The organism is Delftia sp. PX-1, from assembly GCF_055797465.1.
Genome location: NZ_CP184763.1, coordinates 726,709 through 751,059 on the forward strand (window position 1 = coordinate 726,709; position 24,351 = coordinate 751,059).

The following is a 24,351-nucleotide window of genomic DNA, read 5'->3' on the forward strand; positions in this document are numbered from 1 at the left end:
CGTTCCCCGCTCTCCCGTTCCCTTTCTTTCCGAACCGTCCTAGGCCGCCGCAATGCACGGCGGCCAGGGCGCAGCCTTGCCTGTGCCATGACCCCAAGGAGACAACATGCACATCAGATCCACCCATCCACTGGCCCTTGCCCTGGCCGCATCCGGCCTGCTGACCGCCTGCGGCGGCAGTGACTCGCCCGCCGGTTCGCAGGCGCCGCGCATGCAGCTGAGCATCAGCGCCACCGAGGACTTTGCCGGCAGCTACGGCAGTGTCGGCGCCTACGAAAAAGTGACCGGCGTGCTGCACGGCGAGCTGGACCCGGCCGACCCGAAGAACGCCGTGATCCAGGACCTGGCGCTGGCGCCCGTCAATGCGCGCGGCATGGTCGAGTACAGCACCGACTTCGTCATGCTCAAGCCCAAGGACATGTCCAAGGCCAGCGGCGTGCTGCGCTATGACGCGCCCAACCGCGGCAACATCCTGACCATGCCCAACCCCACGGCCACGCCCGGCGATGCGGTCTACCTGGAGCGCGGCTATGTGCTGCTGTACTCGGCCTGGCAGGGCGATGTGCCCAAGTCCACGCCCGCGCGCCTGACGGTCACCGTGCCCGTGGCCCGCAACAAGGACGGCAGCAGCATCACGGGCAGCTACCGTACCGAGCTGGTCCCGGCCGCCGCCGTGCCCTCCATGACCCTGCCCGGCGGCGTGTTCAACGGGACCATGATCCCCTACGAGCCCGCCAGCCTGGACAACACGCAGGCCGGCTACTCGCTCACGCGCCGCATCAACGAAACCGATGCGCGCCAGACCGTGCCTGCGGGCGACTGGAAGTTCGCCAGCTGCGATGCCGCCGCCAATCCCTTCCCCGGCACACCCAGCGCCACCAATGTCTGCCTGAAGGGCGGGTTCGATCCGCAGTACCTCTACGAGCTGGTCTACGTGGCCAAGGACCCCAAGGTCATGGGCGTGGGCCTGGCCGCGCTGCGCGATACGGTGAGCTTCTTCCGCGCCAAGGCGGCCGATGCCGACGGCAAGGCCAATCCGCTGGCCGGGCGCATCACGCACACCATCGGCCAGGGCACCTCGCAGTCGGGCAATGCCATGAAGACCTTCCTGCACCTGGGCTTCAACCAGGCGCTCGATGGCGGCAAGGTCTTCGACGGCATGTATGCCCACGTGGCCGCGCGCCAGACCAACATCAACACGCGCTTTGCCGTGCCCGGCGGCGGGGGCGGCCTGCGCACCGACCACACGGCCTTTGGCCAGACCGCGCCGCGCGGCCTGGACAAGGACTACAGCGATGAGGTCAGCGGCCGCCAGGGCGGTGTGATGAAGCGCTGCGAAGCCAGCAACACCTGCCCCAAGTTTTTCCTGGGCCTGTCCGGCACGGAGTTCTGGCAGCTGCAGGGCTCGCCCGTGCTGACCGATGCCAACGGCCTGCGCGACATCGCCCAGCCCGCCAATGCGCGCATCTACTACTACGCCAGCACGCAGCACGGCGGCGCAGGCGGCACGGCCAGCATCGGCTATGCGCCCACGCGCAATGTCTATCCGGCCGGCACCGTGGTGCACTTCAACGACACGTTCCGCGCGCTGTTCATCGCGCTGGAGGACTGGGTGGTGCGCGGCACCGAGCCGCCGGCCAGCCAGGTGCCCAAGCTGGCCGACGGCACCCTGGTGCGGCCCGACAAGCTGGTCTTTCCCGCCATGAAGGGCCTGAGCTGGAGCGTGGGCGGCGTGCAGACCGCCATCCCCGAGTTCCGCTACCTGGCACGCCACAACGGCTTTGCGCTGCTCGACTTCGGCCCGCAGTACGTGCCGCAGGACGAAAGCGGCATCGCCACGCTGCAGCCGCCGCGCGCCACGGGCAAGGACTACGCCATCCTCGTGCCCCAGGTCGATGCGGCCACCGGCCTCACGCGCGCCGGCATCCGCAGCGTGGAGGTGCGGGCACCGCTGGGCACCAGCATGGAGTTCAACTACGTGGCCACGCCGGGCATCGTGGACCTGTCCAACCTCACGGGCAGCTTCATCCCCTTCCACAAGACGCGCGCGGCGCGGCTGGCGGCCGGTGACGGGCGGCCGTCACTGGAGGAGCTGTATGTCGACCAGGCCGGCTACGTGAGCGCCGTCACGGCGGCGGCCCAGGACCTGGTGCGCCAGCGCCTGCTGCTACAGCGCGACGCCGACGCGCAGATCACCGCCGCGCGTGCGGCGGCGGTGCTGCCTTGAGCCTGCGCTGAACGCAGGCCTCAGACGGCCTGGCCGCGAAAGCGCATGGCCGCCTGGCGCGAGACCTCGGCCAGCAGCTGCTCGCTGCGCTGGCGTTCGCGCAGCCAGCGGGCATCGTTGCTGCCGGCGGCCACGTCACTGCGCAGCAGGTGCAGGGCGGGCGCGGCGCCATGGCGGGCCGCGTAGTCGGCCACGGCATCCATGGTCTTGAGGATGTGGTCGGCCAGCGGCATGTGCTCGCCCGTGGCCGGGTCCACGTACACGGCCTCCAGGCCGAAGCGGCAGGCCTGGAAGCGGTTGTAGGTGTAGACCAGGTAGTCGTCCTCCACGGGCGTGAAGGGCTGGGTGTCCATGAACCAGGCGGCCAGCGCCTGCACATAGCCGGACAGGGCGGCTGCGCGTTCGATGGTCAGCGGCGTGTCGAACACGCGGATCTCGATGGTGCCGAACTCCGGCTTGGGCCGGATGTCCCAGTAGAAGTCCTTCATGCTCTTGACCACGCCCGTGCGCGTCATCTTGTCGAAGTACTGCTCGAACTCGCTCCAGTGCAGCACGCAGGGCGCGCGGCCCGACAGCGGAAAGGCGAACACCGAGTTCAGCCGCGCCGAGTCGAAGGCCGTGTCGTGGCCCTGCACGTAGGGGCTGGAGGCCGACAGCGCAATGAAGTGCGGGATGTAGCGCGACATGCGGTGCAGCATCAGCAGCGCCGCGTCGGCGTCGGGGCAGCCGATGTGCACGTGCTGGCCGAAGATGGTGAACTGCTTGGACAGGTAGCCGTACAACTGCGACAGCTCCTGGAAGCGCGGCTTGTCGTAGATGCGCCGCTCATGCCACTGCTGGAAGGGGTGGGTGCCGCCGCCCACCACGGCGATGTTGAGCTTGTCGGCGCTTTTGACCAGGGCATCGCGGATCTGGCTGAGCTGGCCCAGCACCTCCGAGGCCGAATGGCAGACGCTGGTGGAGATCTCGATCATGCTGTTCGTCATCTCGGGCACCACGCTGCCGGGCAGCGGGTTCTTGAGCATGAGGCGCAGCATGTCCTCGGCGTAGGGGGCCAGATCGTAGTCGTGGGTGTTGACCAGCTGCAGTTCCAGCTCCACCCCCAGGGTCAGCGGTTCGGACGAGTTGAAGGCTTCAAGACTCACGTTCATCTCCTGCGGTGTTCGAGCGGCTCAGCGGCTTCCAGGGACGGGAGCTTTCGCCGGAGCGGTAGATGGCCACGGTGGCCAGGGCGGCGCCCAGCACCTCCATCACCAAAATGGTGGGCAGGGCCACGCCTGCGATCTGCGCGCCCAGCTCGGGCGCGGCGGCCACGAACTGCGAGGCGATCAGCAGCGCCACCGATGACATGGGCGCCATGGCGCAGCCCACCCAGAAGGCCTGGCGCCAGTTGGCGCCCGTGCCCACATTGCCCACGGCCACGCCCAGGGTCTTGGCGACCAGGCGCGCCAGGATCACGGCGCCCACCACGCCGGCCACCGGCGCGCTCCAGTCGGCCTGTGCGGCCACGGTGGAGACCAGCACGAACATCAGCATGGTCAGCAGCGAGGCCGCCGTGCCCAGCTGGCGCGGCCAGGCCCAGGGGCGCGGGTTGAACTGCTTGAGCAGGATGCCGCCCAGCAGCGCCGCCAGCGGCGCCGAGCCGCCCAGGTACGAGGTCAGCGGCACGCTGGCCGAGATCAGGGTGAGAAAGAGGATGGAGGTGTTCTCGCTGGCCGGACTCATGAAGCGCAGCGCCAGGCGCATCAGCACGGCCAGCACCAGGGCCACGGCCACCGAGACGCCCAGCACCACCAGCACCGGCATGATCGAGGCCACGAAGCCGGCCTTGGGCTGCGTCAGCATGCCCGCCTTGGCGCTGCCCAGGGCCAGCGCATACAGCGTGGACAGGGTGGACAGCACCAGGCCGCGATCGGTCACGGCGCCTGCGGCACGCATGTCGGCCACCACGCGCGTCAGCACCAGGGGCGAGGCCGCCATGGCCACCAGGGCCAGCGGCCCGGCCACTTCGGGGGCCATGCCCAGCCAGCCCAGCACCAGGGAGACCAGCACGTAGGTCAGCGCGGACTCGGCCACGCTTTGCACCAGCACCATGGGGTTGTGGCGGAACCAGCGCAGCGTGATGCGCCCGCCGCATTCGAACAGCACGATGGCCACGCCCAGCTCCAGCAGGAACAGCCCCGTGCCCTGCAGCGGCCAGGTGGTGTTGGCCCCAAAGCCGATCAACCCGGCAATGCCGCCGACCAGCGAGTAGCCGACCACCTTGGGCAGGGCGGCATGGCGCTGGCAGGCATAGCCGACCATGGTGGCCACGGCCAGCAGCAGGGACCACTGAACCGTGGCCAGCCCGGCCGAAGGCCGCAGCCACGGTTCCCAGAAGCTCAGCATGTCATTCATCAGCGACGTCCTTTGCGCGAGCCAGTGGCCCGCAAGCGAAGCTCCGCAAGGCCTTCCCTGCGGCGCGGGCAAGCCCGCGTCCCGTGCGCCTGGCACGGGGACACTTCGTTGGCGATCCACTGGCGTGACTGCCAGGCTGCAAGGCCGGGCGGGCACGCCAGCACGTGGGTTCCGCGTGGTTCCCGAGGTCCCGCAGGCTCAGGGGCGGAAGAAACTCAGCGGCGCTGTGCGCAGACGGCGGCGGATGGCCGAATAGATGCGCGAGCGGTCGACTCCGCTGACATTGTGTGCCCTCAGCGCAACGCGGAATGCCAGATAAAAGCTGACAGTGACGTTCAACGCGCCATTGATGGGCAGTAGGGCAATCGCCCACCAGAACATGTCGGAGTGCAGAACCTCCCAGCCCAGGGCGGCCATGGCGGCCCCGATCTGGCCGGCCGACAGCGTGACGTGGCGCACCTCCAGCCCCAGGCCGAAGAAGGCCGCGAAGGCCGGCACGAGGCCCAGCATCATGCCCAGCGAGACATTGGCAGCAAAGCCCGAGATGTTCTTGCGCCAGAAATGCGCCCAGCGATCCGCGCGCCCGGCGCCCAGCCAGCGCGTGATGCCGGGGTTGTAGCGGATCACCGAGTCCAGCCGGCGCAGCACGAACCAGTTCTCGGCCCAGCCCGCGATCAGGCTGCTGGCAAACAGCAGCACGCCCGTGAAGGCAGCGAACAGCGGCGACAGGCCCAGCAGGCTCAGCGAATCGAGCACGGCAATCGCATGCGGCTCGTCGATGGGCGTGTGGCCGAACAGCTGGGCATAGCCCAGCGACAGCAGCAGCACCATGGGCAGCACCACCAGCACGTTGCCCAGCACGGCTGCCACCTGGGAGCGCACCAGGTGCGCGACCTCGTCCACGAATTCCTCGATGGCCTCGCTGGCGCGCAGGTCCTTGAGCTTGGCGGCCATGGCCGGCGCCGTCATGGCCGGCTGCTTGGTGGCCACCGTGAAGTGCAACAGCTGGATCAGCACGAAGCTGATGGAGTAGTTGATGCCTGCGGCCAGCCCGCCCCAGAACGCCGACAGCCCCAGCGCGTAGAGCGCGAACTTGAGCAGCGTGGTGAAGGCCATCACGAAGCCGCCGCCGGCGGCCTTGGTCACCATGGACAGGTACTCGCGGCCCGTGCGCGTGATGTAGTGCTCGCCGGTCTCGGCGCTGCGCTCGGCCACCTTGGCGGCCAGCAGCGAGGTATTGGTGGCCAGCAGGGCGCGCAGGCTGCGCCGCTCGATGCCCACGGACACCAGGTTGGCCAGCAGGTCGGCCGTCTCGGTGGCGCGGTTGTCGGCCAGCAGGCAGTCGAGCAGGCGCCTGACGCGCAGGATGCGCGCGCGCAGCTGGCGCAGGCGAAACACCAGGCCCACCGAAATGCCTTCGGACTCGAAATGCGCGTACACCGATGTCACGGCCGCGCGGCAGGCATCCAGCCGTTCGCGCAGCCGGGCCTCGGCCGCGTCGCGCCGGTCGTTGGTGCGCAGCGCGTGCAGCACCTCCACGCGCAGGCTTTCCGCATCGTGGATCAGGGCGTGGAAGGGCTGGTCATCGCGCGCCTGCTCGTCCATGCGCAGGCGCAGCTCGGGCGAGAAGCCCGTGGACAGGATCTGTCCCGTGCAATAGGTGATGGAGCCCAGCAGGCTGTTCTGCCAGAAGCTGCTGCCCTGGCCCTCGCTGCCATCGGTCAGCAGTACGGCGATGCGCTCGAGCAGGGCCGCGTCCAGCGCGTGCAGCCAGCGCGCGTCGAATTCGTCGGGCATGGCCAGCATGAACAGCTCGGAGGCATCGACCGTCTCGGGCGTGCTGGGCAGCAGCTTGTAGCGCACGCGCTCGGACAGCTCGCTGAACATGTTGGTGCGCGGCGCAAAGCCGAAATCGGCCAGCAGCGCCGTGATGTCCACGGTATCGATGAAGCGCAGCCACCACGCATGCAGGCGCTGGCGCACGGCCGGATCGGCCTCCACGGCCTCCACCAGCAACTGCACGCGCTGCACCGCGCCGTCCACCGACGGCTTGGGCGCGCGCACCCACTCCAGCAGGTGGATCAGCCAGATATGGCGGTGCGCGAGGTCGGCCTCGGGGTCGAGTGCGGCCAGAAGGCCGGGCAGGTCTTGGGTGATTCGCTTCATGTAGGGGTCTTGCGGCAGGGCGGAAGACTAGCGCCTCCCCCGAGGAACGCGCTCAGTGCAGCACGCGGTTGTCAGGGTCTGGAAAGCTGTCGCCGCCAGCGCCCGACTGCAGATGAAAGCGCGGGATGGGGCACTCGAAGACTTCGCCCTCGTGGCTGATGCACAGATAGGTGCCCTGCATGCTGCCGTTGGGCGTGCGCAGCTGGCAGCCGCTGGTGTACTCGAAGGTCTCGCCGGGCTGCAGCAGCGGCTGGCGGCCGATCACCCCCAGGCCCTTGACCTCTTCGACATGGCCCAGTTCGTTGGTGATGATCCAGTGGCGCGCGATCAACTGGCCCGGCACCTGGCCGGTATTGGTCACGGTGATCGTGTAGGAGAAGGCGTACACGCCTGCCGCTGGAGCGGATTGCTCTGGCAAAAAGGCGGGGCGGACCTGGACCTGGAACTCGTTCATGGGCATGGCGGCAATGGTAACTGCCCGCAATGTACCGGCTTGCGAACGTCCCCACGCGCCGCCGCCCATGGCTTTGTGCCGTCGCTGGTGCCGGTATGGGCTAGCTGCGACAATCGCAGGCCATGAGCCCCACCTACCGCATCGCCCCCTCCATCCTGTCTGCCGACTTCGCCCGTCTGGGTGACGAGGTCAAGAATGTGATCGCCTCCGGCGCCGACTGGATCCACTTCGACGTGATGGACAACCACTACGTGCCCAACCTCACGTTCGGTCCCATGATCTGCGAGGCCCTGAAGCCCCATGCGAAGACGCCCGACGGCCAGCCCGTGCCCGTCGACGTGCACCTGATGGTCACGCCCGTGGACGAACTGGCCACGGCCTTCGCCAAGGCCGGCGCCGACTACATCAGCTTCCACCCCGATGCCACGGCCCACGTGCACCGCAGCATCCAGAACATCCGTGCCCAGGGCGCCAAGCCGGGCCTGGTGTTCAACCCGGCCGCCTCGCTGGACGTGCTGGACTGGGTCATCGACGACATCGACCTCATCTTGCTGATGAGCGTGAACCCCGGCTTCGGCGGCCAGAGCTTCATCGACAGCACGCTGCGCAAGATCGAGGCCGCGCGCAAGCGCATCGAGGCCAGCGGCCGCGACATCCGCCTGGAGGTGGACGGCGGCATCAAGGAAACCAACATCCGCCGCGTGGCCGATGCCGGTGCCGACACCTTCGTGGCGGGCAGCGCCATCTTCGGCAAGCCCGACTACAAGGCCGTGATCGACGCCATGCGCGGCGCCCTGGCGGCCTGAGCTTCGGCCTGCCTCCAGCAACGAAAAGGGCCCGCGAATTGCGGGCCCTTTTTTTGCTGCGTCGAGTTGCGTTGAGTTGGATTTTGCGCAGCGCAGGCCGCAGCGACGCGGCCCCTTCAGCCGCCTCGCTCGTGCTCTGCGGGCATGACGAAGATGCTGCGGCCCTGCGTGTCGAAACCGGGCGGCGCAAAGCGCGCCACCGGCACATGGCTGTGCCGGATGGAGCTGACCTTCCACGCGAATGTCCTGCCCTTGCTGGTGAAATTGAGGGTTTCGCCGCAGGTGACGTTGATGGGCGTCTTCTGCGACAGATCGACGCTACGGTAGGAGCCTGCAGGCGCGGGCGAGCCGTAGTGCGATTGACCGTTGGGAAAAGTGTCCGCATGGGCCATTGGGCAGGCAAGAAAAATGCCTGCGATATACAGGGCATTGATGTTTTTCATGAAATGCTCCTTGGCGCAAATGGGATTTTCAATTCAAACGGAACATGGATGGATGGCAGGCCGTGGCAATGGTTTGGCAAATGCGGCAAAAGGGCATTGCCCGGCCTGCCGCCAGCGGTTTTGCAACGCTGGCGGGAATAATCCCGGAAAGGGAATCAGAAGCTGTGGCGTATGCCCACTTCCGCACCCGTTGACGTGCCCTTGGGAGCAAGCCCCGGTGCACCGCCCGACAGGGCGAAATTCGCATTGCCCTTGTTGGATATGCGGGCCACGGTTCCATACAAGGCCGTGCGGCGCGACAGATCATGCACATAGCCGATGGCATATTTGTTCGCATCGCTGCCATTGAATGCCACCGGACCCTTGCGCGAATCGGTACGCACATAGGAGGCGCGGAGATGGCCGCTGCCCACGGGAACCGTCATGCCCAGCAGCCAGCGGTCCTCGGAGCCCAGGGTGCTGCTGCCGTAGGTGCCGAAAGGCAGGTCCTCCCGCTGGAAGTGGCCCATGAGCTTGGCGAAACCGAAGTCGTACGAGGCGCCCGCGCCATACTGCCTGAACTTGGCGCCGGCGGCGCCGATGTCGGTCGTGCCATAGGACAGCGACAGGCTCAATGGACCGTTTTCGTAGTGAACCCGGCCTGCCACGTGGCGGCCCACGTTGCTCGATGGGTTCTCGTCCATGGCGTACATGAATTCCGCACGCAGGCCCCAGAGGCTGGGCGAGAGGTACTGGATCGCGTTGTCGCGGCGGTAGTAGGACGGTGAAAAGCCGTCCGGCATGCGGCTTGCCACGGCGGAACCGCCCAGTCCGATCACGCCGAACGGATCGTATTTGTAGGTATGTGCCGAAGCCGGCGAAAGGTCGCGGCCCAGGCGCACTTCGCCGAAACCTCCCGACAGGCTCACGGTGGAACGGCGCTGGAAGAACTTGCCCGTGGAGCTGAACGTGCCCGTGTCGGCATTGACGTCCGACTCCAGCCAGAAGCCGGCCCTCAGTCCGCCGCCCAGATCCTCGTCGCCGCGAAATCCCAGCCGCCCGGAGGCCAGGCCGCTGTTGTTCATGGTCAGGTTGCCAGGCAGGTCGCTGTTCCTCACGTAGCGCGCATTGACGTCTACGATGCCGAACAGGGTGATGGATGACTGCGCGCTGGCCGCCAGCGAAATGACGGGCAATGCTGCCGCCAATATGCGATTGAATTTCATGCCTGATCCTTGTATTGAATGGTGGATTCCATGCGCATCCATTTTCAAAACGGATGCTGTGGTAAATACTAGAATCCGCAGGCGATCGCAGTCGGTCTTGAAAAGAAATGGGCAGGGCATGGCAAGCCATTCACAGGCTTTTCGTGCAAAACCTGTTCCACCCCGCCAACACCAGAAGGGAGGGGCTGCCATTCATGACAGTTACCTTTCTTCAAAATGTCTTGAATGTCACTTGGCTGTCGGGTGGATGGATGTTGGGCATTGATAGCATTCAGGGGATTGACTCCGGTGAAATAAAAATAATCCGTGTCGTATCGCTGATGCGGCTGTGGGTGGGTATTGAAAGATAGGCGGGGGGGACAGAAAATGCGTCGCGAGGATGTCAAGCTGAGGATGCTGGCAAGAAGAGGGGACACGGGGGCCAGGCTTCAGCTCGGGGAGGCCTATCTGGCAGGGGGTCCGGGCGTGCCCAGAAGCATTTCCGTGGGGCTCGGCTACCTGCAGGCCGCACTGCCCCAGGCCAGGCGCCAGGCCTCGGTCTGCATGGCCCTGCATCTGCCGCTGAGGCAGTTGCTGGAGCACGGGCTGCTGGAGCCTTTGAGGATCGCTGCGCAGTACGAGGATGTCGGGCGCCAGAAGCTCGCCGCATGGCATCTCATCCGGGGGGAACTCGATCTGGCGCTGGAATGCCTGGGCCGGTGCAGCGCTTCCCTTCCGTGCCACGGGGCAGGCGGCGCATCCGCGCTCACCTGCGGCGAGTTGCTGCAGGTCCTGCAGATCCTGCGCGCCGTCCAGCCGCAGGACATTGCCGAGGTCATGGCCAGCGAAGCCCGCCAGGCCATGGCCATGGGCCAGTCGCCACGCGCAGTGCAGATGCTGGAGCTCCTGGGCGATCTGCCCCATGCCGCTGCCTGTCCCGCCATACAGCAGCTGATCGCCGACCTGGTTCACCAGGCGGAGGTGGCAGGCCATGGCCTGGGGCGGCTGGCGGTGGGCTGGATAGAAAGCAGCCTGGAGCGCTGCGCCGCCGATGGCGACCTGCACGCCTGCCATGCGCTGGGGCGGGCGCTTTCCGGCCAGTCCTGCGCTCACCTTGCGCCAGACAACCTCGTGCACGCGCAGAACCTGCGCAAGGCGGCAGCCCTGCTGCTGCGCGCCGCCGATGGCGGCATCGCCGTCGCCTGGCTGCACCTGTTTCGCCTGTGTTCCGACTACCGCAGTTCGGTGGCCAATCCCACGCTGGCGCGCTTTTGCCTGGAGAAGGCGGCGCGGCACGGCCTGGCGGAGGCCCAGCGCCGCCTGGGTGCGCTGGTGCTGCGTGACGCCACACGCATCGAATCCATGGAGCAGGGCGTGGCCCTGCTCCATGCCGCGGCGGCCAAGGACGACGAGCAGGCCGGGCTGCTGCTGCGCTCGTTGCTGCTGCCCGTGGACGGGGGCGACGAGGAGGCGCTCACGGCCATCGAGGCGGTGCGGCCCGATGCGCCGCGGCTGGCCATGCGGCTGCGCCTGGCGCGGGCGTTCGGTCTCACCAAGCAGGAGGCGCTGTCGGTCGATCCCTTGACCGCCATGCGGCCCTGGGGCCTGGTGGTGGGCCACAACCCCTTTGTGGCGAAGGCACGGCTGTGCGAGCCCCGGGCCGTGCCCGCGACCACGCCCGAGGCCCGCTGCTGCCTGGAGCAGGCCGCTTTCCTGTTCTCGGCGCAGCGCCAGGAATCCCTGGTGCCGGAAGGATCGCTGCGGGCACGTTCGCTGCAGTTGCGGCGCTTGTTCCACCGGCTGCAGATCAGCGAGACGGTCTTTTTCGCCTCCGCCTCCTCCCGGCAGCGCGAGGCCATCCGCGTCGGCACGAAATGGGCGCGACGGCAGCAGCAGATGCTCAGGCAGGTGCTGGCCTGAGCCTTGCCGTGCGGTCAAAGGAGCGAGCATGAAAGTCCTGATCGTGGACGCCCATCCTCCATCGGCGCAGTACCTGTGCCAGGGCCTGTGCCAGGACGGGTTCAACGTGGACGTCGCGCATGACGGCCGGCAGGGCCGCGACATGGCACTGAGCCGTGCCTACAGCCTGGTGGTGCTGGACCTGGACCTGCCCGGGTTGAGCGGGCGAGAGGTCCTGCAGGCCCTGCGCCGGGCCACAAGCACCCCCGCCATCGTGGTTGCCGCAAACGACAGCCTGGAGGACCAGGTGTTCTGCCTGCAGCACGGCGCGGACGACTACCTGGTCAAGCCCATCAGGCTGCCGGTGTTCCTGGCCCGCGCAAGGCTGCGCATGCGCGGGTCCGCCGGGCGGGAGGGCATGCGCCTGACTTTGGCGGATCTGGTGCTGGACCTGTCCAAGAAGCGGGTCGAACGCGCCGGTCGCCGGCTGGACCTGACCCGGCAGGAGTTCGCCGTCCTGTGGCTGCTGCTGCAGCGCCAGGGCGATGTGGTCTCGCGTGCCGAATTGGTGGAGCAGGTCTGGAGCCTGCCCGTGGATGCCTTGAACAACGCCGTGGACGTGGCGGTGTGCAGGCTGCGCAGCAAGCTCGACGATCCCTATGCGGTCAAGCTGCTGCACACGGTGCGCGGCATGGGCTATATGCTGGCGCTGCGGACAGATTCCCCGTGACCGCAGCCTTGCCTACCCCAGCCACTGCCGGATGCGCCCTGCCAGCGCCTGGGCGCTGATGCCGTAGCGCTCATGCAGCGTGGGCAGGGCGCCCGCGTCGAGGAAGGCGTCGGGCAGGCCCGCCAGCCGAAAGCGCGCGGGCCGCACGTCGCGCTCCAGCAGAGCGCCGGCCACGGCCTCGCCCAGGCCGCCCACCACCGAATGGTTCTCCGCCACCACCACCAGGCGCGGCCCGCTGGCCACGGCCTGCACGATGGCCTGCACATCCAGCGGCTTGATGGTGGCGCAGTGCAGCACGGCGGCGCCCACGTTGTCGGCGGCCAGCAGTTGGGCGGCCTCCAGCGCGCGCATGGTCATGAAGCCGCTGCAGATGATGAGCACCTCGCGGCCCTCGCGCAGCATCTTGGCCTTGCCCAGCTCGAACCGGTAGTCGTACTCGTCCAGCACCAGCGGCACGTTGCCGCGCAGCAGCCGCATGTAGACGGGGCCGCGGTGCGCCGCGATCTGGGGCACGGCCTGGGTGATGTCCAGCGCATCGCAGGGATCGACGATGGTCAGCCCCGGCACGGCCCGCATCATGGCCAGGTCGTCCGTGGCCTGGTGGCTGGGGCCGTAGCCCGTGGTCAGGCCCGGCAGGGCGCAGCAGATCTTGACGTCCAGGTTGTCCTCGGCAATCACCTGGTGGATGAAGTCGTAGGCCCGGCGCGTGCCGAAGACGGCATAGGTGGTGGCAAACGGCGTGAGCCCCTCCTTGGCCATGCCGCCGGCGGCGGCCATGAGCAACTGCTCGGCCATGCCCATCTGGAAGAAGCGCCCGGGGTGGGCCTGGGCGAACAGGTGCAGGTCGGTGTACTTGGCCAGGTCGGCGGTCAGGCCGACCACGTCGGGGCGGCTGGCGGCCAGCTCCACCAGGGCCTTGCCGAAAGGCGCGGCCTGCACGCGCTGGCCTTCGGCCGCGATGGAGGCGATCATGGCCGAGGTGGTCGGCCGGGGCTTGGGGGTGGCAAGAGGCATGTTCATGGCAGGGCGGGCTCCAGGGGTTGCGATGCGTCCAGGAGGGCGATGGCCTGCTGCCACTCGGGCGGATCGACGCGGATGAAATGGTTCTTCTCGCGCTGCTCCAGGAAGGGCACGCCCTTGCCCATCAGCGTGTCGCAGAGGATGACGCGGGGCCGGTCCTCGGCCAGCGCCCGCGCCGCGTCGAAGGCTTGCACCACCTGGGCCAGGTCGTTGCCGTCCACGCGCTGCACATGCCAACCGAAGGCGGCCCATTTGTCGGCCAGCGGCTCGAAGCCCAGCATGCGCGTGGAGGGGCCATCGGCCTGCTGGTTGTTCACGTCCACCAGGCAGATCAGCCGGCCCAGCCCGTGGTGGGCGGCGGACAGCGCGGCCTCCCAGGTCGAGCCCTCGTCCAGCTCGCCGTCGGACATGGAGTTGTAGACAAAGGCATCGCTGCCCTTGTGGCGCAGCGCCAGCGCCATGCCCACGGCGGTCGGCAGGCCCTGGCCCAGCGAGCCGCCCGAAATCTCCATGCCCGGCGTGTAGCTGGCCATGCCCGACATGGGCAGGCGGCTGTCATCGCTGCCATAGGTCTGGAGCTCCTCGTCGGACAGGATGCCCGCCTCGGCCAGGGCCGCGTAGAAGGCGATGGCGTAGTGGCCGTGCGAGAGCAGGAAGCGGTCGCGTCCCTCCCACACGGGCTCATCGGGCCGCAGCCGCAGCGCGTCGCCATAGGCCACGGCCAGCACATCGGCCCAGCCCAGGGCCTGGCCTATGTAGCCCTGGCCCTGCACCTCGCCCATTTGCAGGGCGCGGCGGCGTATGCGCCAGGCACAGGCCGCGAGCCGGTCCAGGCGCTGTTGCAGTTCTTGGTTCATGCATCGTCTCCTAGGGATGGAAGGGCGCGCGGCTCAGCGCAGGATGCTGGCCGGCACATAGGACACCAGCGCCAGCACGGCCAGCGCCACCAGGTAGAAGGGAATCAGCTCGCGCACGGTCTGGCCCACCTTGACCCGGGCCAGCGAGCTCGTGATGAACAGCGTCGTGCCCACGGGCGGCGTGTACAGCCCCAGGGCCAGGTTCACGACCATCATGATTCCGAGCTGGGTCATGTCCATGCCGATGCTCTGGGCCAGCGGCACGAACACCGGCGTGAGCAGCAGCACGGCGGCCGGCAGGTCGATGAACATGCCGATGAAGAGCATCAGCAGGTTCATCAGCACGATCACCAGCCAGGCCGAATGCACATGCGACTGAACCCACTGCACGATGCCGTCGGGCATGCGGTCGAAGGTCAGCAGCCAGCCGATGGCCGACGAGGCCATGATCACCAGCAGCACCACGCCCGTGGCCAGGCCCGCATGCACCACCGCATCGTTGAGCCGGCGCCAGCCCAGGTCGCGGTACACCACGGCCGACACCAGGCCCGCATACAGCGTGGACAGCACGGCCACCTCGGTGGGCGTGGCGATGCCCAAGCGCAGGAACACGATGATCAGCACCGGCAGCAGCAGGGCCGGGCTGGCGTACAGCAGGTGGCGCCGGAAGGCGGGCCAGGCGAAGGGCGTGGTGTCGCGCGGAAAGCCGCGCCTGTGGCCCACCCACCAGCACACGCCCATGAAGCCCGCGCACATCAGCAGCCCCGGCACGATGCCCGCCACGAACAGCGCCGCAATCGATGCATTGGCGCTGAGCGCGAACAGGATCATGGGGATCGACGGCGGGATCAGGATGTCGATGGTGGCCGCCGCCGCCAGCGTGGCCGCCGAGAACGCGGGCGGATAGCCCAGCCGCCTGTGCCACGGGATCATCAGCGATCCGATGGCCGAGGCGTCGGCCACGGCCGAGCCCGACACCCCGCCGAACAGCGTGGACGACATCACCCCCACCTGGGCCGGCCCGCCGTGAAAGCGCCCTATCAGCGCCGACAGCACGCCCACCAGGGCCTCGCCCAGGCGCCCGCCCATCATCAGCGAGCCGGTGAGCATGAAGAACGGGATGGCGATCAGCGGAAAGCTCTGCACCTGGGCCACCATCTGCTGCACCAGCAGGTCCAGCGGCACGCGGTCCGAGGTGGCCGCCGCCGCCATGGCGCCCATGAGCAGCGCGTGCGCAATGGGCATGGCGATCACGGCACCCGCCATGAAGACGAAAAGCATGATGAAGGACATGGCACCCTCCCTTCACCAGTGCGCGCCGGCCACGGGCCGGGCCGGTTCGGCAGACGCACCAGCGGCACCGGCCTGCGCGGATACCCGGTCCCTGCCCGCCACGCAGGCGCGCCAGGCCGACTGCAGGGCCAGCAGGGCCAGCAAGGCCATGCCCACCATCACGCAGCCATAGGTCAGCGAGCCGGGAATGCCCAGGATCTGGCTGCGCTCGTCATGCACGATCTCCAGCATGTTCAGCGTGGACCAGGCCAGCGTGGCGTACAGGGCGGCCACGGCCAGCCAGCCCAGCACGGCCGTGGCGCGCCGCACGCGGGCAGGCAGGGCCTCGACCAGGAAGCTGGTGGTAATGTGGGCGCCATGGGCGGCGGCCAGCACCACGCCCGACATCACCAGCCAGGGAAACAGCAGCTCGGGCACCTCGTTGGCCCACTGCAGGCTGGTGCCGCTGGCATAGCGCAGGGCGGTGTTGCACACCAGGATCACGAAGATCACCAGGGTGCTGGCCCACAGCACGGCGCGGCACAGGCCCGTGACCAGGCGTTCGATGAGGTTCATGGATGGCTCCCTGCACTTGACTGCGCGCCTGCGGCCTTGACGACCTTGGCGATATAGGGGCCCGCAGGGCTGGCCAGCCACTTGTCCTGCACCTTGGCCGTGGCCTGGGCGAAGGCCCGCGCGTCGATGGTGCTCACCTCCACGCCCTTGGCGCGGATGTCGTCCAGCAGCTTGTCGTCGGCCTCGCGCGCCAGCTGGCGCTGGTAGGCCGTGGCCTCCTGCGCGGCCTCGGCCAGCAGCGTGCGGTCGGCGGTCGGCAGCCGGTCCCAGCTGCGCTTGCCCATGATCAGCGGCGTCATCTGGAACATGTGGCCCGTCAGCGCCAGGTGCTTTTGCACCTCGTACAGCTTGCTGGCGTGGAAGTTGGCCAGCGGGTTCTCCTGGCCATCGACCACGCCCTGCTGCAGGGCCACGTACAGCTCGGCGAACTTGATCTGCTGGGCCTCGGCGCCCAGGGCCTGGATGATGTCCACCAGCACCGCGTCGGGCGGCGTGCGCATCTTCAGGCCCTTGAGATCGTCCACGCTGCGCAGGGGCCGCTTGCTGTTGGTCATGTGGCGTATGCCGTTGTCCCAGTAGCCCAGCACCACCATGCCCTTGGCGGCCGATTTGTCGGCCAGCTCCCGGCCCAGCGGCCCGTCCAGCAGCTGGAAGGCCCGGGCCGGCGTGGCGAAGAGAAACGGCATGCCATAGGCCGCGTACTCGGGCACGGCCGCGGCCACCGCGCCCTGGGAATTGGCCGACAGGTCCAGCGCGCCCGTGCGCAGGGCCGTGACCATGGCCGCGTCGTCGCCCAGCTGGGCCGAGGGGGCGACCTGCACCTCGATGCGGCCCGCGCTGCGCGCCTTCACCAGCTCGGCGAACTTCAGCGATGCCAGGTGGCGCGGATTGTCGGGCGCGGCGCCGTGCCCCAGCGTGAGCTTGACGGCCTGGGCACAGGCCAGGGCCGGCAGCAGCAGGGCGCAGGCGGCCAGGGCGGCGCGGTGGAAAAGCGTGCTTTGCATGGTCTTGTCTCCTTTGCTTGGGTTGTGTGCGGCCATGCAGGCCATGGCCAGGCGCGCGGGGCTCAGTGGATGAGCATCCCGCCGTTCACATCGAGCGTGATGCCCGTGCAATAGGCGGCCAGGTCGCTGGCCAGGAATACGCAGGCGCCGGCCACATCGTCGGCGCGGCCCAGGCGGGCCAGCGGAATCGTGGCGGAGATCTCGCGCTTGCGCTCGGGGCCGAGCTTGCCCTGGGTGATGTCCGTCTCGATCAGGCCCGGCGTGACGCAGTTGATGCGTATGCCCTCGGCGCCGAACTCGCGCGCCATGGCGCGGGCCAGCCCCAGCACGCCGGCCTTGGCGGCCGAATAGTGCGGCCCGCCGAAGATGCCGCCGCCGCGCTGGGCCGAGACGGAAGAAATGCAGACGATGGCGCCCGCTTGCTGCCTGCGCATGGCTGGCAGCACGGCCTGGGACATGTACAGCGTGCCGCGCAGGCTCACGTCGAGCACGCGGTCGTAGTCGGCCCCGCCGATCTCCAGCGTGCCCACGGCCTGCGTGATGCCCGCGTTGTTGACCAGCGCGTCGATGCGGCCGAAGGCGCGCAGCACGGCGGCGGCGGCCGCCTCGCACGAGGGCTTGTCCGTCACATCGGCCACCAGCCCCAGGTGCCCGTCGCCCAGCCGCGCGGCCGCGCCGGCCGGGTCGGCCCGCTCCAGGTCGAGGATGGCCACGCGGGCCCCCTGGGCGGCCATCTGGCGCGCCGTGGCAAAACCGAGTCCGTTGATCCCTGCGCCGCCGGTGATGATGGCGACCCTGTCCTTGAGCAGCATGTGCCTGTCTCCGCTGTAGTGGTGGTGGATGCAGCCATCTTGGGCTGTCACGAGCATGAAGACAAACGATGTTTCATCAGCCTAAGATGACAGTTCTTCAGCTCACGTACGGGGTCTCCCGGGGTCTGCCTGTGAGCTGCCCGTGAGCTGCCCGCGTCTTCGAGGAACTTGCCATGGCATCCATTCCCAGCAGTGCCCACCTGCAGGCCTTCGAGGCCGTGGCGCGCCGGCGCAGCTTCGCGCTGGCCGCCTCCGAGCTGCACCTGACGGCCTCGGCCGTCAGCCACCAGGTGGCCAAGCTGGAGGCGCAGCTGGGCGTGCGCCTGTTCGAGCGCAGCGCGCATGGCGTGCGCCTGAGCCGCCCGGGGCAGGCCTACCTGGAGCGCGTGGGCGGCGCGCTGGCGGCCATCGTCTCGGCCACCGAGGACCTGCGCCACAGCATGAGCAACAGCCTCTACGTGCACTGCGCGCCCAGCATCGCCAGCCTCTGGCTCATGCCCCGGCTGCGGGACTTCGCACGGGCCTGCCCGCACATTGCGCTGAACCTGTCGGCTGCGCATTCGCACAGCGACTTCGCGCTGGGCCAGGCCGATATCGACATCCGCTACGGCATTGCGCAGTGGCCGGAGCTGGAGGTGGAGCCCCTGTTCGAGGAGCACATCCTGCCGCTGGCCAGCCCCGCGTTCGTGGCCGAGCATGGGCTGCAGCGCGTGCAGCAGTTGCTGCACGTGCCGCTGATCCAGAGCAACGTCAGCATCGTCCAGTGGTCGGACTGGTTCCAGGCGTTCTCGCAGCTGCGCGCGCCAGAGCGCTTTGCCGTGCGCTTCGACCGCGCCCAGATGTCGCTGGATGCGGCCACGCAGGGCCTGGGCGTGGCGCTGGAAAGCGCCATGAACGCGGGCGGCCACATTGCCGACGGCCGGCTGGTGGCCCCCTTCGGCATGGACCGGGCCCTGCGCGTCAAGGCCCACTTTGCCGTCTACCCCGCGCGCAACGCCCGGCGCCCCGCCGTGGCGGCCTTCCTGGCCTGGCTGCATGCCGAGGCCGCCCGCACCGAGCAGCAGCCCTGCCGCCAGTGCCCGGAATGAGTTGGCGGCCGGACCGGGAAAAGGGGCCGGACAGATATTCCCGCATCCGGCGGAAAAGGCCTGCGATGCAATTTCTCTATGAATGAGCGAGTGCGCGGCAAATGGTTTTATTGCCCCCTGTTTTCGGCGAATGACGACGCGATTGCCAGCAGGGATTGGCAATAATTCCGGACAGCCATATACACAGGGAGTGCCACGCTGAAATGGCCAAATCAGCAAGACGCCGATTTATCGGACTGATCACGGTGAGCTACGGGTTGCTCGCATTCGCCTGGATCATTCTGTCCGACAAGCTGTTGTTCGCGTTGGCAGGCAGTGCGGATATCGGCTGGCTTTCCGTCGCCAAGGGGCTGTTCTTTGTGCTGGCCACGGACTTCCTGCTGTTCTTCGCGCTGTGCTCGGTGCCGGCCGCGCACAGCGGCGGCGCCTCCGCCATCACCCAGGAAATGGGGCCGCGCCGTTTCCCGGTCTGGGCCTCCTATCTGTTTGCCCTGGCCATGAGCCTGGCCGTGCTGGCCGCCAGCAGCACGCTGGCCAGCCATTTCGGTGAACGCTCGCTGCTCCTGCTGTTCATGCTGCCCGTGCTGGTCAGTGCGCTGATCGGCGGCCTGGGGCCGGGCCTGCTGGCCACGGCCTTTGCGGCCTACAGCCTGGACCAGACGGACGGCGTCGCCGTGCGCGACTGGGCGCAATGGGGGGTGGTGGCCGTCAACGGCCTGGCCGTGAGCGTGCTGGCCGAGACGCTGCAGCGCTCGCTGCGCAAGGCCAACATGCAGCGGCAGCTGCTGGACTCGGTGATCTCCGGCACCTCGGATGCCGTCTTCGTGAAGGACCTGCGCGGGCGCTATCTGCTGGTCAACCGGGCCGCCGCCAGCCTGGTGGGCCGGCAGGCCGAAGACATCGTGGGCAAGGACGACTTCGCGCTCTTTCCCTTTGGCATCGCCAGCGCCATCCGCAGGAAGGACCAGGCGGTGCTGCGCCAGGAGGTGGCCACGCATGAGGAGCAGCTGACGGTGGAGCCGGGCAGGACGCTGGACCTCCTGGTCACCAAGGGCCCGGTGCGCAATACGGCAGGCCACATCGCAGGCCTGTTCGGCATCTCCCGGGACATCACCGAGCGCAAGCGCTTCGAGCGCGAGCTGGCCCAGGCCGCCGTGGTGTTCGACAGCAGCCACCAGGGCATCATGGTGGTCGATCCGGCGCGGCGCATCACGCGCGTCAACCCGGCCTTCACCCGCATCACCGGCTATGCGCCCGAGGAGGTGATCGGCCAGACGCCGCGCGTGCTGTCCTCGGGCCTGCACGGGCCGGAGTTCTACCGGCAGATCTGGGCCTGCATCGCGCGCGACGGCTTCTGGCACGGCGAGATCTGGAATCGCCGCAAATCGGGCGAGATCTTCGCCGAGATGCTGTCCATCTCCGCTGCGCAGGGTGCCGGCGGCGAGATCGAGCACTACATCGGCGTCTTCACCGACATCAGCCACATCAAGGCCCATGAGGCCGAGCTCGACCGCGTCACCCACTACGACCTGCTGACCGGACTGCCCAACCGCCGCCTGCTGGTCGAGCGGCTCAACCAGGCCATGCTGCGCACGGCGCGCGAGGGCCGCTCCCTGGCCGTGTGCTTTCTGGACCTGGACGGCTTCAAGGAAATCAACGACCTGCACGGCGTTGCAACCGGCGATGCGCTGCTGGTGGGCGTGGCCGAGCACCTCAAGAGCGTGCTGCGCTCCGAGGACACGCTGGCCCGGCTCGGTGGCGACGAGTTCGTGCTGCTGCTGTCGCAGATCGGCTCGGTCGAGCACTGCACCTCCATCCTCGACCGGGTGCTGGAGGCGGCCAGCCGCCCCGTGCCCGTGCAGGACCGGGTGCTGACCGTGACCGCCAGCGTGGGTGTCAGCCTCTACCCCGACGACCAGGCCGACCCCGACCTGCTGCTGCGCCATGCCGACCAGGCCATGTGCGTGGCCAAGCAGGCCGGGCGCAACCGCTACCAGCTGTTCGACCCGGAAAACGACCGCAAGGCCGATGCGCGCCGCCTGCAGCTGGGCTGGCTGCGCCGTGCGCTGGAGCAGGGCGAATTCCTGCTGCACTACCAGCCCAAGGTGGAGCTGGGTGGCGGCAGGCTGGTGGGCGCCGAGGCCCTGCTGCGCTGGCACGACCCGCGCCAGGGCCTGCGCTCGCCGGCCGAGTTCCTGCCCTTCATCGCGGGCAGCGACCTGGAGCGACCGCTGGGCGACTGGGTCATCGGCGAGGCCGTGGCCCAGGCGGCACGCTGGCTCGACCAGGGCCTGGACCTGTGCGTGAGCATCAACGTCAGCGCCAACCAGCTTCTGGATGGCGGCTTCCACGCCACCATGGCCCAGGTGCTAGCCCGGCATCCCGAACTGCCGCCGCACCTGATCGAGCTGGAAATCCTGGAAAGCGCCGCCATTGCCGACATGGAGCAGGCCATCCAGGTGATGGGGCAGTGCCGGCAGCTGGGCATACGCTTTGCGCTGGACGACTTCGGCACCGGCTACTCCTCGCTCACCTACCTGCGCAAGCTGCCCGTGCAGTCGCTGAAGATCGACCAGAGCTTTGTGCGCGACATGCTGGCCGACCCGGACGACCTGGGCATCGTTGAAGGCGTGATCCAGCTGGCCAGCACCTTCCAGCTCGAATCCGTGGCCGAAGGCGTGGAAACCCCCAGGCATGCGCGCCGCCTGCGCGAAATGGGCTGCCACGTGGCCCAGGGCTACGGCATCGCCCGGCCCATGCCCGCCGACCAGCTGCCCGCCTGGGCCGCGCGCTGGCAGGCAGGGGACAACTGGCTGGTGCATGGGCGGCACATGCCGTCCGAGGCCTGAGCCTCGCGCCACCGCGCCACCGCGCCCGCGCAGGCTATGTCAGCTCGGCCGGTCGGGTCTCCTGCGCACTGCGGCTGGGCAGGATGATGGTGAAGATGGCGCCGCCTGCCGGGCCGTTGCCGGCCACGATGGTGCCGTCCATGGCGTCGATGATCTTGCGGCAGATGGCCAGTCCCAAGCCCGTGCCGCCCGAGCCGTCCTTGGTCTTGCTGGACTGCACGAAGGGCTGGAAGATCTTGTCCAGCTCCTGTGGCGGAATGCCCGGGCCCTGGTCGGAGAAGGCGATGCAGATGTCGCCCTGTCCGTCGATGCGGCCCTGCACATCGATGCGCCCGCCGATGGGCGAGAACTTGATGGCATTGGCCAGCACATTGCGCACCACCTGCTGGAAGCGCACGGGGTCGGCCTTGGCGATCAGCGGGGCGTCGTCGAGTTCGAGCCGCAGGTCGATGAGCTTGTGCTGCTGCTGCGGCTCCAGCTCGCGCACGACCGGCCGGATCAGGCTGCGCAGATCCGTGCGCTCCAGGTGGATGGTTCCCACGGCGCTGTCCAGCTTGGCCACATCGAGCAGGTCATTGACCAGGGCCAGCATGCGCTGGCCCGCCGCATGGATGTCGTTGAACATGTCGGCCATGGCGGGATTGCCGCGCGAGCGCAGGCTTCCCAGCTCGGCAAAGCCCATGATGGACTGCAGCGGGGTGCGCAGCTCATGGCTCATGTTGGCGACGAATTCCGACTTCACGCGGAAGGCCTCCTCGGCCGCGTCGCGGGCCTCGCGCGTGGCATGCTCGGCCGCGCGGAATTCGCTCACATCCACAAAGATGCTGAGCACGCCGGTGGTCTGCCCCTGGGCATCCTTGACCGCCGCCTTGGAGATCTGCACGTCGCGGTAGCTGCCGTCCACGTGGGGCAGCCGGGCCTCCAGCACCATGCGCTGGCCCGAACGCATCACGACCTGGTTGCTGCGTATCTGCAGCAGGGCATCGTCGCGCGAGTGCAGTCCCTTGATCTCGTGGCCGAGCACGGCATAGCGGCCGCGGCCGAAGAAGTCCTCCCAGGCCTTGTTGACCAGTACCACGCGGTGGTCCGCGTCGGTGACCAGCATGGGCAGGGGCGTGGTCTCGAACAGCAGGTGCTGGAAGGCCAGCTGGGTCTGCAGCTCCTGCTGTGCCTTCCAGCGGGCCGTCACGTCCACGGCGCTGCCCGCGAAGCCCACGAGCCGGCCGTCGCGCAGCAGGGGGACGACGGCGATGTCGCAGAGTATTTCCCGGTGGCCCGGCAGCTGGAACATGGCCTGGCAGTTGCGCAGGGCCAGCTTGGCCTGTGGGTCGAGCAGGGCATGGATCTGCGGCCTGCAGGCTTCGCGCGCGATGCCTTCCAGCGGCTGCCCCAGCGCCTCGACGCTGGGCTGCCCGGTCCATTGCTCCCAGCGTGCGTTCACGAAGGTCAGCCGGCCCTGGATGTCGGTGCGAAAGATCAGCTCCTGCACGCTGCGCATGAGCACGGCCATCTCATGCTCGCTGCGGGCCAGGCGCGCCTGGGCCTTTTCCATGGACTGCTGGGACGACTTCTGGACCCTGCGGGTCTTGAGCACCGACCCGCTCAGGCCCAGCACCAGGGCAAGAAGCGCAAGGCCGGCAACGAAGAAGGCGAATGCCTTGTCGCGCCAGCGCGCGACCACCTCCGAGTAGGGCTCCTCCACCACCAGCAGCAGAGGCCAGTTGCGCACGGTGCGAAAGGACACGACCTCATGGGAGCCGAGCATGCCGGCGCCGACGTAGGAGCCGAATTCGCTGTGCGGCAGCCATTGCCGGAACAGCGGTGTCTGCAGCACGGCGGTCGCCTGCACGCCGGTGCCCGCATTCGTGCTGGCCAGCGTCTGGCCGTCGTAGCTCAGCAGCATGGCCTCGTAGCTGAGGGACTCCAGCGTGGATTGGTAGAAGTTGGCCACGGCATCGGGATTGATCAGGGCCACCAGCACGGCCGGTGCGCCGTTGTCGCGCTCGAATGCGAGGATCTGGGGCAGGTAGCGGACGCCCCGCGGTGTCGCATGCGGTGTCGCTGCCAGGGAGGAGAGGCTGCGGCCGGTGACCAGGCGTCCCAGCTGGACCTTGCCCGGGACCGGAGCCGATGCCCTGTCAGGCAGCAGCTTGTGCAGCTCGATCTGCAGGCCGGCCTCGCCCGCTTGCGTGCTCGCCAGGATGCGTCCTTTGCCATCGAGCAGCGCCATGCTGCGCAGAACCGGCAACTGGCCGACCACTTGCGCCAAGGCCGCCTCGCGCGCTGCGCCGGGGCTGTCGGCGGACAGGATGACCGGGTTGTTGGCCAGGCTTGCCAGGGCGACCTCGCCGGTCTCGAAGGTCTTGTTCGTCTGATCCTGCAGCACACGGGCCAGCAACGCCGCCTGGGCCTTGCTCTGCTCGGCCTCGGCATGCAGCTGGCTCCAGACGAACAGCACCAGCCCGGCAAGCACGCACAGGGCAAAGGTCAGCACCAATGCCTTGAGGTGGGCGCTGCGCCTGGCCCCCAGAAAATGATGCGTGCCGGCTCGGCCAGACATGATGAAG

Annotated in this window: 20 protein-coding genes; 7 read left to right on the top strand and 13 right to left on the bottom strand. The window is 68.4% G+C overall.

Annotated elements, in window-relative coordinates; genetic code table 11:
* Positions 1-106 precede the first annotated feature (106 nt).
* Entirely contained in the window at positions 107-2,227 is a 2,121-nt protein-coding gene (locus ACN20X_RS03395) for an alpha/beta hydrolase domain-containing protein (protein ID WP_473210283.1), read from the top strand.
* Positions 2,228-2,247: 20 nt separating this feature from the next.
* Here the strand turns inward: ACN20X_RS03395 and ACN20X_RS03400 are convergent, their stop codons facing one another.
* The 4 genes from ACN20X_RS03400 to apaG form a co-directional block, all read right to left on the bottom strand.
* Positions 2,248-3,372, bottom strand: a complete 1,125-nt coding sequence (locus ACN20X_RS03400) for a YbdK family carboxylate-amine ligase (RefSeq protein WP_013804717.1) — start codon at positions 3,370-3,372, stop codon at positions 2,248-2,250.
* Positions 3,362-4,624, bottom strand: coding sequence for a cation:proton antiporter (locus ACN20X_RS03405; protein WP_016450606.1), 1,263 nt, complete (start codon positions 4,622-4,624; stop codon positions 3,362-3,364). The genes ACN20X_RS03400 and ACN20X_RS03405 overlap by 11 nt, the downstream gene beginning before the upstream one ends.
* Positions 4,625-4,822: 198 nt before the next feature.
* Positions 4,823-6,790, bottom strand: a complete 1,968-nt coding sequence (locus tag ACN20X_RS03410; RefSeq protein WP_016450605.1) for a site-specific recombinase — start codon at positions 6,788-6,790, stop codon at positions 4,823-4,825.
* A gap of 52 nt (positions 6,791-6,842) precedes the next feature.
* Positions 6,843-7,250, bottom strand: a complete 408-nt coding sequence (gene apaG / locus ACN20X_RS03415) for a Co2+/Mg2+ efflux protein ApaG (RefSeq protein WP_016450604.1) — start codon at positions 7,248-7,250, stop codon at positions 6,843-6,845.
* Between the two features lie 116 nt (positions 7,251-7,366).
* Here apaG and rpe point away from each other — a divergent pair, with 116 nt between their 5' ends.
* Entirely contained in the window at positions 7,367-8,050 is a 684-nt protein-coding gene (rpe, locus tag ACN20X_RS03420) for a ribulose-phosphate 3-epimerase (protein WP_016450603.1), read from the top strand.
* Positions 8,051-8,166: 116 nt separating this feature from the next.
* Here the strand turns inward: rpe and ACN20X_RS03425 are convergent, their stop codons facing one another.
* Both ACN20X_RS03425 and ACN20X_RS03430 read right to left on the bottom strand, forming a co-directional pair.
* On the bottom strand, positions 8,167-8,493 hold the full coding sequence (locus ACN20X_RS03425) for a CzcE family metal-binding protein (RefSeq protein WP_043790802.1): 327 nt from the start codon (positions 8,491-8,493) through the stop codon (positions 8,167-8,169).
* A 155-nt stretch (positions 8,494-8,648) separates the two neighbouring features.
* On the bottom strand, positions 8,649-9,698 hold the full coding sequence (locus tag ACN20X_RS03430) for a porin (protein ID WP_016450601.1): 1,050 nt from the start codon (positions 9,696-9,698) through the stop codon (positions 8,649-8,651).
* A gap of 143 nt (positions 9,699-9,841) precedes the next feature.
* On the opposite strand from ACN20X_RS03430, the gene ACN20X_RS03435 reads away from it, so the two are divergent.
* From ACN20X_RS03435 to ACN20X_RS03445, 3 genes are all read left to right on the top strand, one after another.
* Positions 9,842-10,048, top strand: coding sequence for a hypothetical protein (locus ACN20X_RS03435; protein WP_151020832.1), 207 nt, complete (start codon positions 9,842-9,844; stop codon positions 10,046-10,048).
* A 115-nt stretch (positions 10,049-10,163) separates the two neighbouring features.
* Complete coding sequence (locus ACN20X_RS03440) at positions 10,164-11,597, top strand: hypothetical protein (protein ID WP_235434694.1); 1,434 nt, start codon at positions 10,164-10,166, stop codon at positions 11,595-11,597.
* A 28-nt stretch (positions 11,598-11,625) separates the two neighbouring features.
* Positions 11,626-12,306, top strand: coding sequence for a winged helix-turn-helix domain-containing protein (locus tag ACN20X_RS03445; protein WP_016450599.1), 681 nt, complete (start codon positions 11,626-11,628; stop codon positions 12,304-12,306).
* 12 nt (positions 12,307-12,318) lie between these two features.
* Here the strand turns inward: ACN20X_RS03445 and ACN20X_RS03450 are convergent, their stop codons facing one another.
* From ACN20X_RS03450 to ACN20X_RS03475, 6 genes are all read right to left on the bottom strand, one after another.
* Positions 12,319-13,326, bottom strand: a complete 1,008-nt coding sequence (locus ACN20X_RS03450; RefSeq protein WP_279493715.1) for a transketolase family protein — start codon at positions 13,324-13,326, stop codon at positions 12,319-12,321.
* Entirely contained in the window at positions 13,323-14,183 is an 861-nt protein-coding gene (locus ACN20X_RS03455) for a transketolase (protein ID WP_151020330.1), read from the bottom strand. Before ACN20X_RS03455 ends, ACN20X_RS03450 begins: the two co-directional genes overlap by 4 nt.
* Positions 14,184-14,216: 33 nt before the next feature.
* Positions 14,217-15,476 (bottom strand): TRAP transporter large permease, encoded by a 1,260-nt coding sequence (locus ACN20X_RS03460; RefSeq protein ID WP_473210284.1) that lies wholly within the window; start codon positions 15,474-15,476, stop codon positions 14,217-14,219.
* A gap of 12 nt (positions 15,477-15,488) precedes the next feature.
* Positions 15,489-16,031 carry a TRAP transporter small permease gene (locus ACN20X_RS03465; protein ID WP_016450595.1) on the bottom strand — a complete coding sequence of 181 codons (543 nt, stop codon included), beginning with the start codon at positions 16,029-16,031 and terminating at the stop codon, positions 15,489-15,491.
* A complete protein-coding gene (locus ACN20X_RS03470; RefSeq protein WP_151020332.1) occupies positions 16,028-17,035 on the bottom strand; it encodes a TRAP transporter substrate-binding protein in 1,008 nt (335 codons plus the stop codon). The genes ACN20X_RS03465 and ACN20X_RS03470 overlap by 4 nt, the downstream gene beginning before the upstream one ends.
* 62 nt (positions 17,036-17,097) lie before the next feature.
* A complete protein-coding gene (locus tag ACN20X_RS03475) occupies positions 17,098-17,847 on the bottom strand; it encodes an SDR family NAD(P)-dependent oxidoreductase (RefSeq protein ID WP_016450593.1) in 750 nt (249 codons plus the stop codon).
* Between the two features lie 173 nt (positions 17,848-18,020).
* On the opposite strand from ACN20X_RS03475, the gene ACN20X_RS03480 reads away from it, so the two are divergent.
* Both ACN20X_RS03480 and ACN20X_RS03485 read left to right on the top strand, forming a co-directional pair.
* Positions 18,021-18,935: a LysR substrate-binding domain-containing protein gene (locus ACN20X_RS03480; protein ID WP_016450592.1), complete on the top strand. Its 915-nt coding sequence runs from the start codon at positions 18,021-18,023 to the stop codon at positions 18,933-18,935.
* Between the two features lie 257 nt (positions 18,936-19,192).
* Positions 19,193-21,784 (top strand): putative bifunctional diguanylate cyclase/phosphodiesterase, encoded by a 2,592-nt coding sequence (locus ACN20X_RS03485; RefSeq protein ID WP_223275343.1) that lies wholly within the window; start codon positions 19,193-19,195, stop codon positions 21,782-21,784.
* 34 nt (positions 21,785-21,818) lie between these two features.
* Here the strand turns inward: ACN20X_RS03485 and ACN20X_RS03490 are convergent, their stop codons facing one another.
* Positions 21,819-24,344 (bottom strand): sensor histidine kinase, encoded by a 2,526-nt coding sequence (locus ACN20X_RS03490; protein ID WP_473210285.1) that lies wholly within the window; start codon positions 24,342-24,344, stop codon positions 21,819-21,821.
* Positions 24,345-24,351: the final 7 nt, after the last annotated feature.

Coding starts and splice junctions, on each gene's coding strand:
- ACN20X_RS03395 (WP_473210283.1), top strand. CDS start 107: ATGCACATCAGATCCACCCATCCACTGGCCCTTGCCCTGGCCGCATCC.
- ACN20X_RS03405 (WP_016450606.1), bottom strand. CDS start 4,624: ATGAATGACATGCTGAGCTTCTGGGAACCGTGGCTGCGGCCTTCGGCC.
- ACN20X_RS03410 (WP_016450605.1), bottom strand. CDS start 6,790: ATGAAGCGAATCACCCAAGACCTGCCCGGCCTTCTGGCCGCACTCGAC.
- apaG (WP_016450604.1), bottom strand. CDS start 7,250: ATGCCCATGAACGAGTTCCAGGTCCAGGTCCGCCCCGCCTTTTTGCCA.
- rpe (WP_016450603.1), top strand. CDS start 7,367: ATGAGCCCCACCTACCGCATCGCCCCCTCCATCCTGTCTGCCGACTTC.
- ACN20X_RS03425 (WP_043790802.1), bottom strand. CDS start 8,493: ATGAAAAACATCAATGCCCTGTATATCGCAGGCATTTTTCTTGCCTGC.
- ACN20X_RS03430 (WP_016450601.1), bottom strand. CDS start 9,698: ATGAAATTCAATCGCATATTGGCGGCAGCATTGCCCGTCATTTCGCTG.
- ACN20X_RS03445 (WP_016450599.1), top strand. CDS start 11,626: ATGAAAGTCCTGATCGTGGACGCCCATCCTCCATCGGCGCAGTACCTG.
- ACN20X_RS03450 (WP_279493715.1), bottom strand. CDS start 13,326: ATGAACATGCCTCTTGCCACCCCCAAGCCCCGGCCGACCACCTCGGCC.
- ACN20X_RS03455 (WP_151020330.1), bottom strand. CDS start 14,183: ATGAACCAAGAACTGCAACAGCGCCTGGACCGGCTCGCGGCCTGTGCC.
- ACN20X_RS03460 (WP_473210284.1), bottom strand. CDS start 15,476: ATGTCCTTCATCATGCTTTTCGTCTTCATGGCGGGTGCCGTGATCGCC.
- ACN20X_RS03465 (WP_016450595.1), bottom strand. CDS start 16,031: ATGAACCTCATCGAACGCCTGGTCACGGGCCTGTGCCGCGCCGTGCTG.
- ACN20X_RS03470 (WP_151020332.1), bottom strand. CDS start 17,035: ATGCAAAGCACGCTTTTCCACCGCGCCGCCCTGGCCGCCTGCGCCCTG.
- ACN20X_RS03475 (WP_016450593.1), bottom strand. CDS start 17,847: ATGCTGCTCAAGGACAGGGTCGCCATCATCACCGGCGGCGCAGGGATC.
- ACN20X_RS03480 (WP_016450592.1), top strand. CDS start 18,021: ATGGCATCCATTCCCAGCAGTGCCCACCTGCAGGCCTTCGAGGCCGTG.
- ACN20X_RS03490 (WP_473210285.1), bottom strand. CDS start 24,344: ATGTCTGGCCGAGCCGGCACGCATCATTTTCTGGGGGCCAGGCGCAGC.